The organism is Lysobacter sp. A286 (assembly GCF_054052105.1).
This window is the reverse complement of the sequence record NZ_JBSVRJ010000001.1, coordinates 1,660,666-1,675,261: the sequence shown is the minus strand read 5'-3', so window position 1 is coordinate 1,675,261 and position 14,596 is coordinate 1,660,666. Positions and strand designations below refer to the sequence as shown.

Genomic DNA, 14,596 nt, shown 5'->3' with positions numbered 1-14,596 from the left:
GATGACGACAATTGTTCAGCGCCAGCGCCAGCGCACGCAATCACGGCCATCGCCCTTGGCCCGGTAAAGCGCTTCATCCGCACGCTTCAGGGCGGGGGAGATATTCGTGCCGCCATCCAGTTCCAACTGGTGGACGCCAATGCTGACGGTCAGGCGAATCTCCTGGCCTTCATTCAAGCAGGAGGCATCGCGCAGGTTCTGGCGAATCTCTTCTGCGATGACGATGGCGTCCTGCAGGCTCAGTCCCGGCAGTCCCACCACGAACTCCTCCCCTCCGAACCTCGCCAGCAACGCACCATGGGGCCGCAGGGTTTGCCCAATCGTGCGGGCGGTCCAGCGCAGGCATTCGTCGCCGACCAGGTGCCCATGGTTATCGTTGATGTGCTTGAACAGATCCAGGTCCATCAGCAGCAGCGATAGCGGCTGGCGCTGGTGATGGGATTCAAGCATCAAGTGCTGGAACCGCTCGATGAAATAGGCGCGGGTGTGCAGCCCGGTCAGTCCGTCGCGCTGGCTGGTCTCGCGCAGGCGTGCATGCGCATCGCCCAATTGGCTCAAGGCGTTGCGCAACTCGGTGGTACGGCGTCTGACCGTCTGTTCCAGCTCCTGGCCTGCCTCGCGCACGATGCGCTCGTTTTCGGTGCGCAGCACGGCGTACCTGTAACCCAGCGCGATCGACAACAGCAGCATTTCGCTGGCCGATCCGATCTGCACGCCGTATTCGGTGATGAAGTTCTTCGGTAACAGCCCAAATGCCACCGCTGCGAACATGGCAGTGCCGAGCAGGAACAACGCCCATGCCAGCAGGAACAACCGCGCCGGCTTGTAGCCAGTGCGCATGACCACGATCGACTCGACGGCGATCCAGCCAATACTGATGAACACCGAGGCCGACGCCAGCGGGGTGGCAATGCGGTAGGGCAGCCATAACGAGGCGATCCCGAGCAGGACGAAAAACCCGATCATCGCCAAACCGATGTAGTCGCCGAACCGCCATCGTTGCCGCAGCTCCAGGAAGTGCCGCGCGAATTGCTGCATGCCGATTTGTGCCAGGCAGATGGACAGCGGTACCGACTTGTCGGCCAGCCAGAGCGAGTCGGGCCACAGGTACTCGAAGCCCAGTCCGTTGAGGGTAAACAGGACCAGCCCAAACGCCGAGATATGCAGCAAGTACCAGAAGTAGCCCGAATCGAGCAGCCGCAGCCACAGCACCAGGTTGTAGACGAACAACGCCAGCAGGATGCCGTAGTAGAGCCCGATCCCGAACTGACCGTCGCGTGAGGCTTCGGCAAAAGCGGCCGGGGTATAAAGCCACAACGGCACCTGCATCGAGCTTTGGCTGCTCACCCGTACCAGCAAGTCGACCGGCTGGCCGTCGGCCATGTGGATCCAGGAATTGGGCATCCGGTAGCGGATGCTGCGCGCATCGAACGGCAGCCAGTCCCCGCCGGCGTGATGGTCTACACGCCCGTCGGGATGCACCGTATACACGTCGACGTGGTCGCTGAGGGCATATTTCTGTACCAGCAACCAGCGCGGCTCGAGCGGATTGTTGTTGCTGATCCGGGCATGGAACCAGTAGGCGCCGGGCTGGAAGCCGAACGTCGTATTACCGTCTGGCAGCGGTGCGAAACGCCCGTTCCGGAGCATGTCACGTGCCTTGGCGAGATCGGCTTCACCGGAAGTATCGTGGTAGTAGCCGATGTATGGCGCCAGCTCCAACTGGGAAACCTGGGCGTCCAGCTCGAGGGTGGGCATGGCGGCATTGGCGGGCGTGGCGGGAAAAGCGTGAGCGCACTGGCCGGCGAACACCAACCAGAACAGCAATCCGTAGCCGATCCCCATCCGGTTCCACTTCATCGTTCACCCTCGCGGAAACACAGCCCTATGCTCGCGTTGCGTGACAGCCTCCTGCCCAAGGCCGTGGCTGCCATCGTAACGCTCTATTCCGGTTCACGGATAGATTGCGGACAAATCGTGGACGGGCCATGCAGGGTTCGCGACGTATCGACAAGCGCGCCATATGGATGGGCGGGCACGCTGCGCTGCTACGCTTCCCCCAACGCGTCATCGGAAACCGCATCATGCTCGAATTGCACTCGCTGCCCGTACCATCGCGAACGCTGTTGTCATGGCGGCGCTGGTTGCCAGCGGTCGGTGTTGCCGCTGCCCTCGCCATGCTGGCGCCGCCGGGTCATGCTGTGCCGGCCTCCACTACCGATATGTCCGGCGGGATTTTCCTCGATGCCAATGGCGATGGTCTGCGTGACCCGGGCGAAGCCGGTGTCGCGGGGGTCAAGTTGTCCAACGGGCGCGACATTGTCCTGAGCGCCGCCGATGGCAGCTACTCGATTCCGGTCCGGCCCGGCGACACCGTGTTTGCGATCAAGCCTTCCGGGTATGCGTTCGCCAAGCGGGATGACGGGCTGCCCGCGTTCTGGCAACACTTCTTTCCGGAGGGCTCGCCGACGCTGAAGTACGCGGGTGTTCCCAAGCAGTCCAGCCGGCGGATGGACGTGGCCCTGCAACCGATGAGCGCGCCCGCCGGCGATCTGGACGTCGTGGTGCTGGCCGATCCGCAGGTCAAGTCCAGGGTCGATGTCGACTATTACGCCCGCGACATCATCGCCTCGATCCGCGGCGGCACGCTCCATGGCGACACGCCGGCCCGGCCCCCGGCGCAGCTGGGCCTGAGCCTGGGCGATATCGTCAATGACGATCTCTCGCTGTATCCGCCGATCAACACCCATACCGCGTCGCTCGGGGTGCCGTGGCTGCATGCGGCGGGCAATCACGACCTGGATTTTGATGCGAGTCACGATGAGGACTCACTGCTCAGCTTTCGCCAGACTTTCGGCCCTGACACACTGGCGTGGGAAGAGCACGGGGCCGCGTTCGTCCTGTTGGACGATGTGATCTATCAACCGGGGCAAAAGCCGTCCTATATCGGCGGCCTGCGCGAGGATCAGTTCGCCTTCCTCCGGGCTTACCTGCCGACGGTGGCGAAGGATGGGCTGCTGGTAATCGGCGCGCATATCCCGTTCTTCAATGCTTCATCGGTGCCAGGTGTGGAGACGTTCCGCTCCCGCGATCGTGAGCGCTTGTTCGCATTGCTGAAGGATTTTCCGAACGTGTTGCTGCTCAGCGGCCACGGGCATGCGCAACAGCATGTCGATCACGGTGTCGCCGATGGCTGGCATGGCCAGCAGCCACTGCACGAGTACAACCTGGGTGCCGCTTGCGGCGCGTTCTGGTCCGGGGCGAAGGACGCGGCCGGCATTCCCGATGCGACCATGGCCGATGGCACGCCCAACGGCTACGCAAGGTTGAAGGTCGGGCAGGGCGGCGAGTACGCGCTGAGCTGGCATCCGGCGCGATTGGCGTCCGATGATCCGGCCCGCACGGTCGCAATGTCTCTCCACGCACCCAAGGTGCTGCGTCGCGGCGCATACCCGGCCTGGGGTGTTTACGCCAACGTGTTCATGGGCATGGACGCGAGCCGGGTCGAATACCGGATCGATGAGGGTGACTGGAAGCCGATGCGGCGCGTCGGACAGGCCGATCCGGGCCTGCTGGCCGAGAACGTCCGCGACGACGAGGCAAGTGCCCTGCGCGGCTTCGACCGCTCGCCGGAAGCCGAGCCCAGCCGGCACCTGTGGCGTGGTGCATTGCCGACCGACCTGCCGCTGGGCGAGCACCGGATCGAAGTCCGCGTGTTCGACCCGTGGCAAGGCGAGCAGCGGGCTGAAACCCGCTACCAGCTGCAGGACGCTACCGAGTAGCCGCCGTCGTGGGGAGTAGTCGTTTGATCGGCGCGCCTAAAGCGTCGGCAAGACGGCGCTGAACGATTCCATGCGGCGGTGGCCGTTGGCCTGTGCGGCCGTGCGCGGCTGCGGGTAGTCCTCGATGCGGTCGATCAGCACGGTGTCCATGCCGGCATCACGCGCGGCATCCAGCTCGGCGACCACGTCGGACAGGAACAGGATCTCCGACGCGGGCAGGCCGATCGAGCTGGCGATTTCGCGGTAGCTGTCGGCCTCGCGTTTGCCACCGACCTCGGTGTCGAACCAGCCCGAGAACAGGCCGGTCAGGTCTCCGGCATCGCTGTGGCCGAAGAACAACCGTTGCGCCGGCACGCTACCTGAGGAATACACATACAGCGGCATGCCATCGGCGTGCCATTGACGCAGCGCATCGGCGGCATCGGGGTAGATGTGGGCGGTGAAGTCGGCCGACTGGTAACCATTGGCCCAGATCATTCCCTGCAGCGCTTTCAACGCGGTGTGCTTGCGATCCTCGTCGATCCAGCCCTGCATCACCTCGGCGATCATTGCGTCCTGGCACATGCCGCCCATCTCGGTGGCGACCATGTCCAGCCATCTGCGCACCGCGGGTTCATGGCCTCGCGCCTTGACGAAGCCGGGCAGTACCCGCCGCGCATACGGGAAAAGAACGTCGCGGACGAACGAGATGCTGCTGGCAGTACCTTCGATGTCGGTGAGGATGGCTTTCATCGGCGTGCTCATCGGGCCTCACCGGGTTCGTGGCGCGGGAAGCGCTGGGCGATGTCGGTGCCGGTGAAATGGCCGACCCAGCCGTCGGGCTGCTTGAAGAAACGGATCGCGATGAAGTCCGGCTCTGCGCCCATGTCGAACCAGTGGGTGGTGCCATCGGGCACCGAGATCAAGTCACCCCGTTCGCACAAGACCTCATAGACCTTCTCGCCCACGTGCAGGGTGAACAGTCCCGAGCCGGCGACGAAGAAACGGACCTCGTCCTCCTTGTGGAAATGCTCATCCAGGAAGGTTTTCCGGATCTCCTCGCGCTTGGGGTTGTCCGCACCCACGCTGGCCACGTCCACGCTCTTGAAGCCGTGTTGCGCGACCAGCCGGTCGATGTCGGCGCGATAGGCCAGCATGATCTTTTCCGGCGGGTCGCCGGGCTTGACCGGATGGCTGGCTTCCCACTGCTCGAAAGCGACGCCAATGGTCGCCAACTCACGGGTGATCGCGGCCTGGTCGCTGGTGGCCAGCAACGCCGTGGCCGGTTGGTTGTGGTCGAATATCCGCAGTCGGCTCATCGTTGCAGTTTCCTCAGCTCCAGTTCGCACCCCAGCAGGAAATCGAACGCCTCCAGGTGGCGTCGCGCTTCGGCCATGTCGGCCCCCCAGGCATACAGGCCGTGGCCGTCGATCAGATAGCCCCACATCTCACGGTTGTCGAGCAGTGCATCGACCTGGGCGGCGAGGGTGTGCATGTCCTGGCTGTTGGGTAGCACCGGCAAGTCCAGCATGGTGTCGTGGGTGGTGTTGCCCGTGAACGCCTTGAGCATCTCGTAGCCTTCCAGGTGCACGTGGCCGGCGCCGGCATACAGTCGAGAGGCGACGGTCTGGTTCTGCGAATGGGTGTGCAGGACGCAACCGATCTGCGCGGAGCGCTGGTAAAGCCGGGTGTGAAGCAGGGTCTCGGCCGACGGGCGCTGGTCGGTGGCGACCGGCCGACCCTCCAGGTCGACAACCATGATTTGAGCCTCTGTCAGCCGGCCCTTGTCGCCGCCCGAGGTGGTAATTGCGATGTGCCGGGCGTCCAGACGACGCGAGAAATTGCTGCTGGTCGCGGGGGTCCAACCGGCCGCCGCCAGTTCGCGCACGTTGACGATGATCTCGCCGGTGCAATGCTTCAGCTGTTGCGGGTCGTAGGGCAGGGCAATGTTCATGCCTCGATTCTAGCAATCCGGGGCGCATCTGGACGTTGTCCGTTTCACACCCCAAAAACGACGACGGCGCGGTTGCCCGCGCCGTCGTCGTTGCCATCGGGGTCCATCGTCAAGCGGCGGGAAGCGCCTTGCGTCCGAACACCCGGTACGCAATCCAGGCAATCAGGGCCACTATCGCCGCCCCGAGAAGCATGTCCGGGTCCGACGACCACAACAACAACCCGCACGCGATCAGGGCGCCCACGCCCAGCAGGCGGTCGCTGCTACTGGGACGACGCGTCCTGGTGCCCACCACCAGGCTCAAGCCGGCGGCGGCGTAGGCGATGACCACCAGCGACACCACGGTGCCAATGATGATCTCGAACTGGCCGGACACGGTGGGCGACAGGGTGAAGAACGCGATGGCAGTCATCGACAGGCACACGATCACCAGACCCCATGCTGCCGCACCGCGGCGGTTCATGCGGGCGAAGATACCGGGCAGGAACCCGCGCTCGGCGGCGCGGGCACCCGATTCACCGGTCACCATCATCCAGCCACCCAGGGTGCCGGTGGCTTTCAACGCGGCAGCGGCAGCGATCGCAATGGCCGCCCAGGGACCGAATATTTCGGCGGCAACCAGCGCGAACGGAGCGCTGGATGCGGCCAGGTCAGCGGCCGGAATGATGCCCATCACCAGCACGGACGAAATCAGGTAGATCACGCCGGCGATGGTGATGCCCGCCAGGGTGGCGATGGGTACGTTCCGGTCCGGATTGCGGACCACGCCGGCGACCATGGCGCCAGTTTCCAGCCCGACGAAAGCCCAGAAGATCGGCGCCAGCGAGCTGAAGATCACCGAGCCGTCGGACTCGCCAGTGACGTTCCAGCCGGCGTCGTAGATACCGCGGTCGAAGCTGCCCCAACCGAACATCAACACCATGGCCACCGGCGCCAGCCCGAACACCACGCAGAACGACTGGAACTTCGCCACCGGTCGTGGACCCAGCAGGTTGAGCGCAAACATCAGCCAGATCAGGCCGACCTGGCCGGCGACCTGCACCTGCGGGTTGCTGCCATCAAACGGCAGCAAGGTGACCAGGTAGCCAAACGCGGCCACGGCAATCGCGTTGTTGCCGATCCATGATGAAGCCCAGTAGAGCGTCGTCGCCAGGAAGCTGACGTCGCGGCCCAGGGCCGGCCGCACGTAATCGTCGGAAGATTCCAGATTCGGGTAGTCGCGGGCCAGTCGGGCGAACGCGCCACCCAATATCAGCGCCAGCGCGGTTGCGAACAGCCAGCTGATCGCGGTAACCGCACCGGAGCGGGCGAGGGTGGCCGGCAACAGGAAGAACCCGGAGCCGATCATGTTGTTGGCCACCAGGAAGGTGGCCAGTACCGGGCCTATCTTGCGGACGCTCATTGGGGCAGGCTACCGGCTGTGCAGCTTGCTGTGGCGGTAGCCATAGAGCCCGTAGATCAGCGCGCCGACCGCGATCCAGCCTAGCAGCAACGGCCAGTGCGACTTGAACGGCTGCCAGAACAGGTACAGGCACGATGCGACGCCCAGCGGGCAGATCACGATCGCCATCGGTACCCGGAACGGGCGTGGCAAGTCGGGCTGGGTGAAACGCAGGATCAGCACGCCGGCGCTGACGGTGGCGAACGCCAGCAAGGTGCCCATTGACACGATGTCACCCAGGAAGCCAACCGGCAGCAGGCCGGCGAGGATCGCGGCAACCACGCCGACGATGACCGTGCCGATATAGGGCGTGCGGTACTTCGGATGGACCTTGCCGAACACCTTTGGAATCAGGCCGTCGCGTGACATCGAGTAGAAGATCCGTGGCTGCGCCATAAGCATCACCAGGATCACCGATGACAGCCCGGCGATGGCGGCAAGCTCCACCAACGTCTGCAACCAGCCCAGGGTCGGGAAGGTGTCCAGTGCGGTGGATACCGGCTCTGGCGTGTTCAGCAGGCGGAAGTCCACCATGCCGGTCAATACCGCCGCCATCGCGATATAGAGCACGGTACACACCGCCAGCGAGCCGAGAATACCGACCGGCATGTCGCGCTGCGGGTTTTTGGCCTCGCCTGCCGCCGTGGACACCGCGTCGAAGCCGATATAGGCGAAGAACACCACCGCCGACGCGCGGATCACCCCTTGCATGCCATAGGTGTCGCCACCCTGGTTTTCCGGGATGAACGGCTGCCAGTTTGCCGGGTCGACGTACTGGATGCCGAAGGCGATGAACAACAGGATCACGGTGACCTTGATCGCAACGATGGCCGAGTTGACGAACGCCGACTGGGTAATGCCGACATAGCCGATGCCGCTGACGGCGGCGATGATCAGCACCGCGGGCAGGTTGACCAGGGCGCCGGTGCCGAGGAACTGATTGGTGGCGGTATCGAAGGTGTATGGCGCGCTCGCCAACGCCGCCGGCAGGGCCAGGTCGAAGTTGCTCAGGAACGCGTTGAGGTAGCCGGACCAACCCACCGCCACGGTGGACGCGGCAAACAGGTATTCCAGTATCAGGCACCAGCCGATGAACCAGGCAACCGCCTCGCCCAGGGTGGCATAGGAGTAGGAGTAGGCGCTGCCGGAAACCGGCAACATCGCCGCGAACTCGGCGTAGCACAGGCCGGCGAATGCGCAGGCGATACCGGCGAAGATGAAGCTGAGCATCACCGCAGGTCCGGCGTACTCGGCCGCGGCCTGGCCGGTCAACACGAAAATCCCGGCACCAATCACGGCTCCGACACCGAGCAGGACCAATTGGCTGCGGGTCAGCGTGCGTCGAAGCGAAACCTCGCCCTCAAGGCTGCCCTCGAACGGCTCGCCTGCATCGACGTGTCCTGCCGGTGCAATCGGTTTGGTGACTAACAGGTTCTTGAGCATCCGGATCCCCAACTGGTTGTCGACAACCGTGATGACTGCCGTGTGTGCTGCACCAACGTACGTGCGAAGGTGTGGCGGGCCACCTTACCCCAGCGGAGAAACGTGCGGCAAGCAGGGGTTGCGGCGCTCAACGCAACCGATAACATCCCCTTGCAACCATTCTCACGACGTACCCCAGCGTATGCACGCAAGCCCCCAAATACATCCATCTGCCGACCCGGTCATCGACGCGCTTCGGCTTGAACTGGACCATTACCGCCAACGTTGCCCCGACGAAACCGAGTTGGTCGGACAGTTCCAGCAACTGCTGGACGACGCGGAGGATCCCTTCGTGCGCGACCGGCTGGCGGGCCACTTCACCGGCTCGAGCTGGCTGGTGGACCGCACCGGCACACGGGTGTTGCTGACCCACCATCGCAAGTTGGGTCGCTGGCTGCAGCTGGGAGGCCACGCCGATGGCGATCGTGACCTGTCGCAGGTCGCTCTGCGCGAGGCCGAGGAGGAGTCTGGCCTGACCGGGCTGCGGGTCGAACCGGCGTTGTTCGACCTGGACCGTCATTGGATCGGCGAGCGCCAGGGCGTGCCCGGGCATTGGCATTACGACGCGCGATACATCGTCCATGCCGGCGCAGATGAGGACTACGTCATCAGCGCCGAGTCGCTCGACCTGCAATGGCGCGATATCGCCGGCATTGCCGGCGAAGCATCGACTGATCCGTCGATGAGGCGCATGGCATGCAAGTGGCTGCAGCGCCGGTGAGCGCCCGCGGCAAGGGCCGCGGCACCGGAACGATCAGTACAGCACACGCGTGCGCAGGGTGCCGGTAATCGCCGACAGCAGCGTCTTCAGTTCTGCCGCCTGCGCTTCGCTGGCGCTGATGTCGATCACCACGTAACCCACGTCCGCGTCGGTGCGCAGGAACTGGCCGTCGATGTTGACGCCACGCCGGGAGAAGATCTCGTTGACCTGCGACATCACGCCCGGCACGTTGCGGTGGATATGCAGCAAACGCAGGCTTCCGGTGTGCTCGGGCAGGGTGACCTCGGGGAAGTTGACCGCCGACAAGGTTGACCCGTTGTCGCTGTAGCGGATCAGCTTGGAGGCGACCTCCAACCCGATATTGTCCTGCGCCTCCAGCGTGCTGCCGCCGATGTGCGGGGTGAGGATCGCGTTGTCGATGCCGACCAGGGGCGAGCTGAAAATATCGTTGTTGCTGCTCGGCTCCACCGGGAATACGTCCACTGCCGCGCCGCCGATGTGGCCGGATTTCAGGGCATCGGCAAGCGCATCGATATCGACCACCTTGCCCCGGGAAGCGTTGATCAGGTGGGCGCCCGGGCGCATCCGGGCGATCTGCTGCGCACCGATGAGATCACGGGTGGCCGGAGTCTCCGGCACATGCAGCGTCACCACCTCGCTGCGCGCCAGCAAATCCTCCAGGCTGGCGGCCTCGCGTGCGTTGCCCAGCGTCAACTTGGGTTCGATATCGTGGAACAGCACCTGCATTCCCAGTGCCTCGGCGATCACGCCGACCTGGGTGCCAATGTGGCCATAGCCGACGATGCCGATGGTCTTGCCGCGGATCTCGTGGCTGCCGGTGGCCGACTTCGACCAACCACCGCGATGACAGCTCGCGCTCTTCTGAGCGATCCCGCGCATCAGCATGATCGCCTCGGCAATGACCAGCTCGGCCACGCTGCGGGTGTTGGAGTAGGGCGCGTTGAACACCGGGATGCCGAGCTTTTCGGCCGCATCCAGATCGACCTGGCTGGTACCGATGCAGAAGCAGCCGATCGCCATCAGTCGTCGCGCCTGGCCCAGTACCTCGGCCGTCAACTGGGTGCGCGAGCGGATGCCGATGATGTGCGCCTGGGCGATCTGGCGCTTGAGCTCGTCGTCGGGCAGCGCCTTGTCATGGACTTGTATCTGCTTGTAGCCGGCCGCCCGGAACTTCTCCACGGCATTCTGGCTGACGCCTTCCAGCAGCAATACGCGGATGTCGTTCTTCGGATACGAGGTCGTCTGGGTCACGGGCCGGGATCGTTGGGCAGAGAACCGAATATCGCAGAAATCCGGGCGTCTTGCTGCGTCGCACCACTGGACGTGCGGCTGGTGCTGCTGGCAGGCTGAAGTCCCATCGGCTGCCGCGACCATTAATGAACCACCCACGCCTGAACAGCTTGCTGGCAACCATTTCCGGTTTGCAGATCAAGACCGATCCGCACGACCTGGAGTACTACGGTCGCGACTGGACCCGGCGGTGGACGCCGTCGCCGCTGGCAATCGTCTTGCCCACGAGCATCGAGCAGGTTCAAGCGGTCGTGCGTTGGGCCAATCAGCACAGCGTGGGAATCGTGCCGTCGGGCGGACGCACCGGTCTGTCGGGTGGCGCAGTCGCGGCCAATGGCGAGCTGGTAGTCAGCCTGGAACGGATGAACAAGGTGCTGGAGTTCGACCCCATCGACCGCACCTTGACCGTGCAGCCGGGCATCGCGCTGGAAGCAGTGCACGAGGCGGCGCGCGAGCAGGGCCTGCTCTACCCGGTCGATTTCGCGGCACGTGGTTCGTGTTCCATCGGCGGCAACATCGCCACCAACGCCGGCGGTATCCGGGTGGTCCGCCATGGCAACACCCGCGAATGGATCGCCGGGTTGAAGGTGGTAACCGGTCGTGGCGAATTGCTGGAGCTCAACCGCGGGCTGGTCAAAAATTCCAGTGGCTACGACCTGCGCCACCTGTTTATCGGCTCGGAGGGCACCCTGGGTATCGTGGTCGAAGCGACCTTGCGACTGACCGACCTGCCGCCGCCGTCAAGCGTCATGTTGCTGGCGCTGCCATCATTCGGGAAATTGATGCAGGTGTTTGCGGCCTTCCGCGAGCGGCTGCCATTGGAAGCGTTCGAGTTTTTCACCGACGTGGCAATGCAGCATGTCGTTGAAGCTGGCGCGCAAGCCCCGTTTGATGAGTCGTATCCGTACTACGTGTTGGCCGAATTCGCCGTCGGTGACGAAGCCCGACAGGCGGCCGCGCTGGGAGCATTCGAGTACTGCCTGGACGCCGGGTGGGTCAGCGATGGCGCGATCAGCCAGAGTGATGCCCAGGCCGCCCGGTTGTGGCGACTGCGCGAAGGCATTACCGAGAGCCTGGCGCGCCACCGGCCATACAAGAACGACGTCTCGGTGAGGCTCTCCGCGATGCAGCCGTTCCTGGCCGAAACCCAGGCACTGCTGGCGCGCGAATACCCGGATTTCGAGGTGGTCTGGTTCGGCCATATCGGTGATGGCAATCTGCATATCAACGTACTGGCGCCTGATGACATGGCGATTGATGATTTCGTGGCCCAGTGCACGCGGGTGACCGACCTACTGGCGGCGTGCCTGCAGCGCCACGGCGGCAGCATTTCTGCCGAGCATGGCATTGGCCTGGTCAAGAAGCCCTGGCTGGACAGCACCCGGTCGGCGGCGGAAATCGAAGTGATGCGTGGCATAAAACGCGTGCTGGATCCGGCAGGCCTCATGAATCCGGGCAAGTTGTTCGACCCTTGACCGTCCAAGCGATGTAAAAGGACTAGCTGAACGTTTACAACACCTGCGTTGCCGGTCGACACGACCGATCGTGCCCCAGACGGGTAATCTGCAACCGCCATTCTCTTGCTCACCCCCAATGGAACCCAATCGATGACCATTCACACTCGTCTGCTTTGTGTCCTGCTGCTTGCCAGCGCCTCTTCGATCGCTTCGGCGTCCAGCTTCTACACGCTCTCCGAAGCGATAAGCGGCGCCATTGGTGGCACGTCCGCGACCAGTAGCTCGGCCGGTGACGACAAGATCGTCATCGCTGCGCGTGATGATGCCGCAAGCTTCGTGGCCACCGATGGCGATATCCGTGGCGTGCACCTGGAAGCGGCGTTCGTGTTGTTGCGCGGGCAGTTGCAGCAGGCGCGTGACGCCAGCGATCTTGAACTGGCACGGGCCATCCTCGCGTTGTGAACCCAGTGGTCGCGGGTTCCGATACATGAAGGATTGGCGCGCGGCCCGGTCGCGTTTTTGCTGCGCCGCACTGTTGTTGCTATCGGGATGGGCGCCCGCGCACGCCGCGCTACGCCTGCAACTGGAAACCAGCGGGCTGGGGCCGGCGCAGGTCGATGCCAGTCAGGAACTGCTGGACCAGGCCCTCGTGCGGTTGCCTCCAGGCTTCACGGACTCGCTGGACCAACAGGTCGTGGTTCGCTGGAGCGAGGTGCTGCCTCATGACGCCTGGGGCCGGGCGGAACATCGCGAACTGCTACTCAACCGCCGGCTGCTGGATGGATTGACCGACGGTACGGCTGCGGGGCGCGCGAGCCGCCGCGATGCCACTCGCACCGACCGCAGCCAGCGCGATGAACTGATCGCCACGGTATTGCACGAACTTGCCCACTTCCATGACCGCGTCCACGGGCTGTCCGATGACCCTCGCTTGCTGGACCTGGCAGGTTGGCAGGTCAAGGCCAGATGGTTCGGTGCGCGACAGTCGGAGAACCGGTTCGTCGATCGCAGCCCGGACCCGTACGAACTCACCAGCCCACGCGAGTTCGTCGCGGTCAACCTGGAGTACTTCCTGCTCGACCCGTCCTATGCCTGTCGCCGGCCGGGGTTGCACCGGTTCTTCCGGGATCATTTCGGCTGGGCGCCGCCGCACCCGGAGTGCCCGCAGGGGTTTGTCTATCTGAACGCGGGTAACGCGGCAGCTGATGACGCCTCCGGTAGTCCGCAGGTCCTGAACGTGCTCGACCCGGAACGCGTCTACGCGATCGAATACCTGCTGGCCGAGGGCAACGAGCAGTTGATGAGTCGCTGGGGCCACAGCATGTTGCGGCTGGTGGTCTGTGCGCCCGGGCGACCGCTTGGGCCGGACTGCCGGCTGGACATGCAGCATCACCTGGTGCTCTCGTTCCGCGCCTTCGTCAATGACGTGCAACTGTCCAGTTGGCGCGGACTGACCGGCTCCTATCCATCGCGGCTGTTCGTGCTGCCGCTGGAGCAGGTGGTGGAGGAGTACACCAAGGACCAGCTGCGCGCGCTGCAATCCATCCCGCTGGCGCTGGATCGCAGCCAGATCGAGGGCCTGCTGGACCGCGCCGCGAAACTGCATTGGAGTTACGACGGCCGCTATTACTTCGTCAGCAACAACTGTGCGGTGGAGACATTCAAGCTGCTGCATGACGGCATCCCGCAGCTGGCGCAGGCGGGGTTGGCGGCGATCACGCCAACCGGCCTGCTGACGAAGCTGGATCGGCGCGACCTGGCCGATACCTCGGTACTGGACGACCCGCAAGAGGCACGCCGGCTGGGTTACCGCTTCGACTCGTTTCGCGAGCGTTTCCAGGTGATGTTCGTGGTTGCCCGGCTAGAGCTGGGGCTGCCGCAAAGCGAGGTAGAAGACTGGTTGGCATTGCCGCCCGGCGAGCGGCACGCCTGGTTCGATCAGGCCGGGATGCGTGCCAGTGCCGCGTTGCTGTTGCTGGAACAAGCGGCATTGCGTCGGCAGGTATTGCTGGCCCAGGAGGATCTAAAACGGCGCTACCTGGGCGCGATGATGGCCGGACGCGACGACGGACCGAACAGGCAGCCGAACGCTGCGGAGGAACAGTTGCCTGCGGGCCAGGCGGCGCCAGGTGGAGAGCCTGCCGATGCCGGTGCAAGGCTTCGCCAGATCCTGCAGCACAGCGGGTTCCTCAGCCGGCCGGCCGGGTTGTTGGCCGCGAGCGACGGCTATGGCTTGCCGCAGCCCGCCGAGATCCAACGCCTGGCGCTGGAGAGTGGGCGCCGCAAGGCACGTCTTGACGAGCTCAACCTGCAGTTGCGTGATGAAGTCAAAGCGCTGCTGGATCCTGACCTGCGCGCCAACCTGGAGCGCACCCGCGGCAACGTGGATGCGCTCGGCCGGCGGTTGCGGATGTTGAACCAGCGCGATGCGGGGCTGGAGCTGCCGTAACCGCAACGGCCGGGCGCGGG

12 protein-coding genes are annotated in these 14,596 nt (G+C 64.5%); 5 read left to right on the top strand and 7 right to left on the bottom strand.

Annotated elements, in window-relative coordinates; genetic code table 11:
* Window positions 1-15 precede the first annotated feature (15 nt).
* The gene (locus ACW7G0_RS07730; protein WP_456988825.1) at window positions 16-1,860 is read right to left on the bottom strand and encodes a sensor domain-containing diguanylate cyclase; all 1,845 of its coding nucleotides are present in this window, start codon (window positions 1,858-1,860) and stop codon (window positions 16-18) included.
* Between the two features lie 317 nt (window positions 1,861-2,177).
* Here ACW7G0_RS07730 and ACW7G0_RS07725 point away from each other — a divergent pair, with 317 nt between their 5' ends.
* Window positions 2,178-3,782: a calcineurin-like phosphoesterase C-terminal domain-containing protein gene (locus ACW7G0_RS07725; protein ID WP_456989479.1), complete on the top strand. Its 1,605-nt coding sequence runs from the start codon at window positions 2,178-2,180 to the stop codon at window positions 3,780-3,782.
* 36 nt (window positions 3,783-3,818) lie between these two features.
* Here the strand turns inward: ACW7G0_RS07725 and mtnC are convergent, their stop codons facing one another.
* The 5 genes from mtnC to ACW7G0_RS07700 form a co-directional block, all read right to left on the bottom strand.
* Entirely contained in the window at window positions 3,819-4,514 is a 696-nt protein-coding gene (gene mtnC / locus ACW7G0_RS07720; protein WP_456988823.1) for an acireductone synthase, read from the bottom strand.
* Window positions 4,515-4,522: 8 nt separating this feature from the next.
* A complete protein-coding gene (locus tag ACW7G0_RS07715) occupies window positions 4,523-5,080 on the bottom strand; it encodes a 1,2-dihydroxy-3-keto-5-methylthiopentene dioxygenase (protein ID WP_456988821.1) in 558 nt (185 codons plus the stop codon).
* Window positions 5,077-5,715, bottom strand: coding sequence for a methylthioribulose 1-phosphate dehydratase (locus tag ACW7G0_RS07710; protein ID WP_456988819.1), 639 nt, complete (start codon window positions 5,713-5,715; stop codon window positions 5,077-5,079). The genes ACW7G0_RS07715 and ACW7G0_RS07710 overlap by 4 nt, the downstream gene beginning before the upstream one ends.
* Window positions 5,716-5,824: 109 nt before the next feature.
* Window positions 5,825-7,117 (bottom strand): amino acid permease, encoded by a 1,293-nt coding sequence (locus ACW7G0_RS07705; protein WP_456988817.1) that lies wholly within the window; start codon window positions 7,115-7,117, stop codon window positions 5,825-5,827.
* A gap of 9 nt (window positions 7,118-7,126) precedes the next feature.
* Window positions 7,127-8,599, bottom strand: a complete 1,473-nt coding sequence (locus tag ACW7G0_RS07700; protein ID WP_456988815.1) for an amino acid permease — start codon at window positions 8,597-8,599, stop codon at window positions 7,127-7,129.
* Window positions 8,600-8,780: 181 nt separating this feature from the next.
* Between ACW7G0_RS07700 and ACW7G0_RS07695 the strand changes: the two genes are divergently transcribed.
* Window positions 8,781-9,359, top strand: a complete 579-nt coding sequence (locus ACW7G0_RS07695; RefSeq protein ID WP_456988813.1) for an NUDIX hydrolase — start codon at window positions 8,781-8,783, stop codon at window positions 9,357-9,359.
* A 33-nt stretch (window positions 9,360-9,392) separates the two neighbouring features.
* Here ACW7G0_RS07695 and serA read toward each other — a convergent pair whose 3' ends face one another.
* Complete coding sequence (serA, locus tag ACW7G0_RS07690; RefSeq protein WP_456988811.1) at window positions 9,393-10,631, bottom strand: phosphoglycerate dehydrogenase; 1,239 nt, start codon at window positions 10,629-10,631, stop codon at window positions 9,393-9,395.
* A 125-nt stretch (window positions 10,632-10,756) separates the two neighbouring features.
* Here serA and ACW7G0_RS07685 point away from each other — a divergent pair, with 125 nt between their 5' ends.
* The 3 genes from ACW7G0_RS07685 to ACW7G0_RS07675 all read left to right on the top strand — a co-directional run bounded on the left by ACW7G0_RS07685 (window position 10,757) and on the right by ACW7G0_RS07675 (window position 14,576).
* Entirely contained in the window at window positions 10,757-12,145 is a 1,389-nt protein-coding gene (locus ACW7G0_RS07685) for an FAD-binding oxidoreductase (protein ID WP_456988809.1), read from the top strand.
* Between the two features lie 132 nt (window positions 12,146-12,277).
* Window positions 12,278-12,589 carry a DUF2388 domain-containing protein gene (locus ACW7G0_RS07680; protein ID WP_456988807.1) on the top strand — a complete coding sequence of 104 codons (312 nt, stop codon included), beginning with the start codon at window positions 12,278-12,280 and terminating at the stop codon, window positions 12,587-12,589.
* A gap of 25 nt (window positions 12,590-12,614) precedes the next feature.
* Window positions 12,615-14,576 (top strand): DUF7844 domain-containing protein, encoded by a 1,962-nt coding sequence (locus ACW7G0_RS07675; protein ID WP_456988805.1) that lies wholly within the window; start codon window positions 12,615-12,617, stop codon window positions 14,574-14,576.
* Window positions 14,577-14,596: the final 20 nt, after the last annotated feature.

What these genes read in the sequence shown, in the direction of transcription:
- ACW7G0_RS07700 (WP_456988815.1), bottom strand. Translation starts at nt 8,599, where the DNA reads ATGCTCAAGAACCTGTTAGTCACCAAACCGATTGCACCGGCAGGACAC.
- ACW7G0_RS07730 (WP_456988825.1), bottom strand. Translation starts at nt 1,860, where the DNA reads ATGAAGTGGAACCGGATGGGGATCGGCTACGGATTGCTGTTCTGGTTG.
- mtnC (WP_456988823.1), bottom strand. Translation starts at nt 4,514, where the DNA reads ATGAAAGCCATCCTCACCGACATCGAAGGTACTGCCAGCAGCATCTCG.
- ACW7G0_RS07695 (WP_456988813.1), top strand. Translation starts at nt 8,781, where the DNA reads ATGCACGCAAGCCCCCAAATACATCCATCTGCCGACCCGGTCATCGAC.
- ACW7G0_RS07675 (WP_456988805.1), top strand. Translation starts at nt 12,615, where the DNA reads ATGAAGGATTGGCGCGCGGCCCGGTCGCGTTTTTGCTGCGCCGCACTG.
- ACW7G0_RS07710 (WP_456988819.1), bottom strand. Translation starts at nt 5,715, where the DNA reads ATGAACATTGCCCTGCCCTACGACCCGCAACAGCTGAAGCATTGCACC.
- ACW7G0_RS07715 (WP_456988821.1), bottom strand. Translation starts at nt 5,080, where the DNA reads ATGAGCCGACTGCGGATATTCGACCACAACCAACCGGCCACGGCGTTG.
- ACW7G0_RS07725 (WP_456989479.1), top strand. Translation starts at nt 2,178, where the DNA reads ATGCTGGCGCCGCCGGGTCATGCTGTGCCGGCCTCCACTACCGATATG.
- ACW7G0_RS07705 (WP_456988817.1), bottom strand. Translation starts at nt 7,117, where the DNA reads ATGAGCGTCCGCAAGATAGGCCCGGTACTGGCCACCTTCCTGGTGGCC.
- ACW7G0_RS07680 (WP_456988807.1), top strand. Translation starts at nt 12,278, where the DNA reads ATGACCATTCACACTCGTCTGCTTTGTGTCCTGCTGCTTGCCAGCGCC.
- ACW7G0_RS07685 (WP_456988809.1), top strand. Translation starts at nt 10,757, where the DNA reads ATGAACCACCCACGCCTGAACAGCTTGCTGGCAACCATTTCCGGTTTG.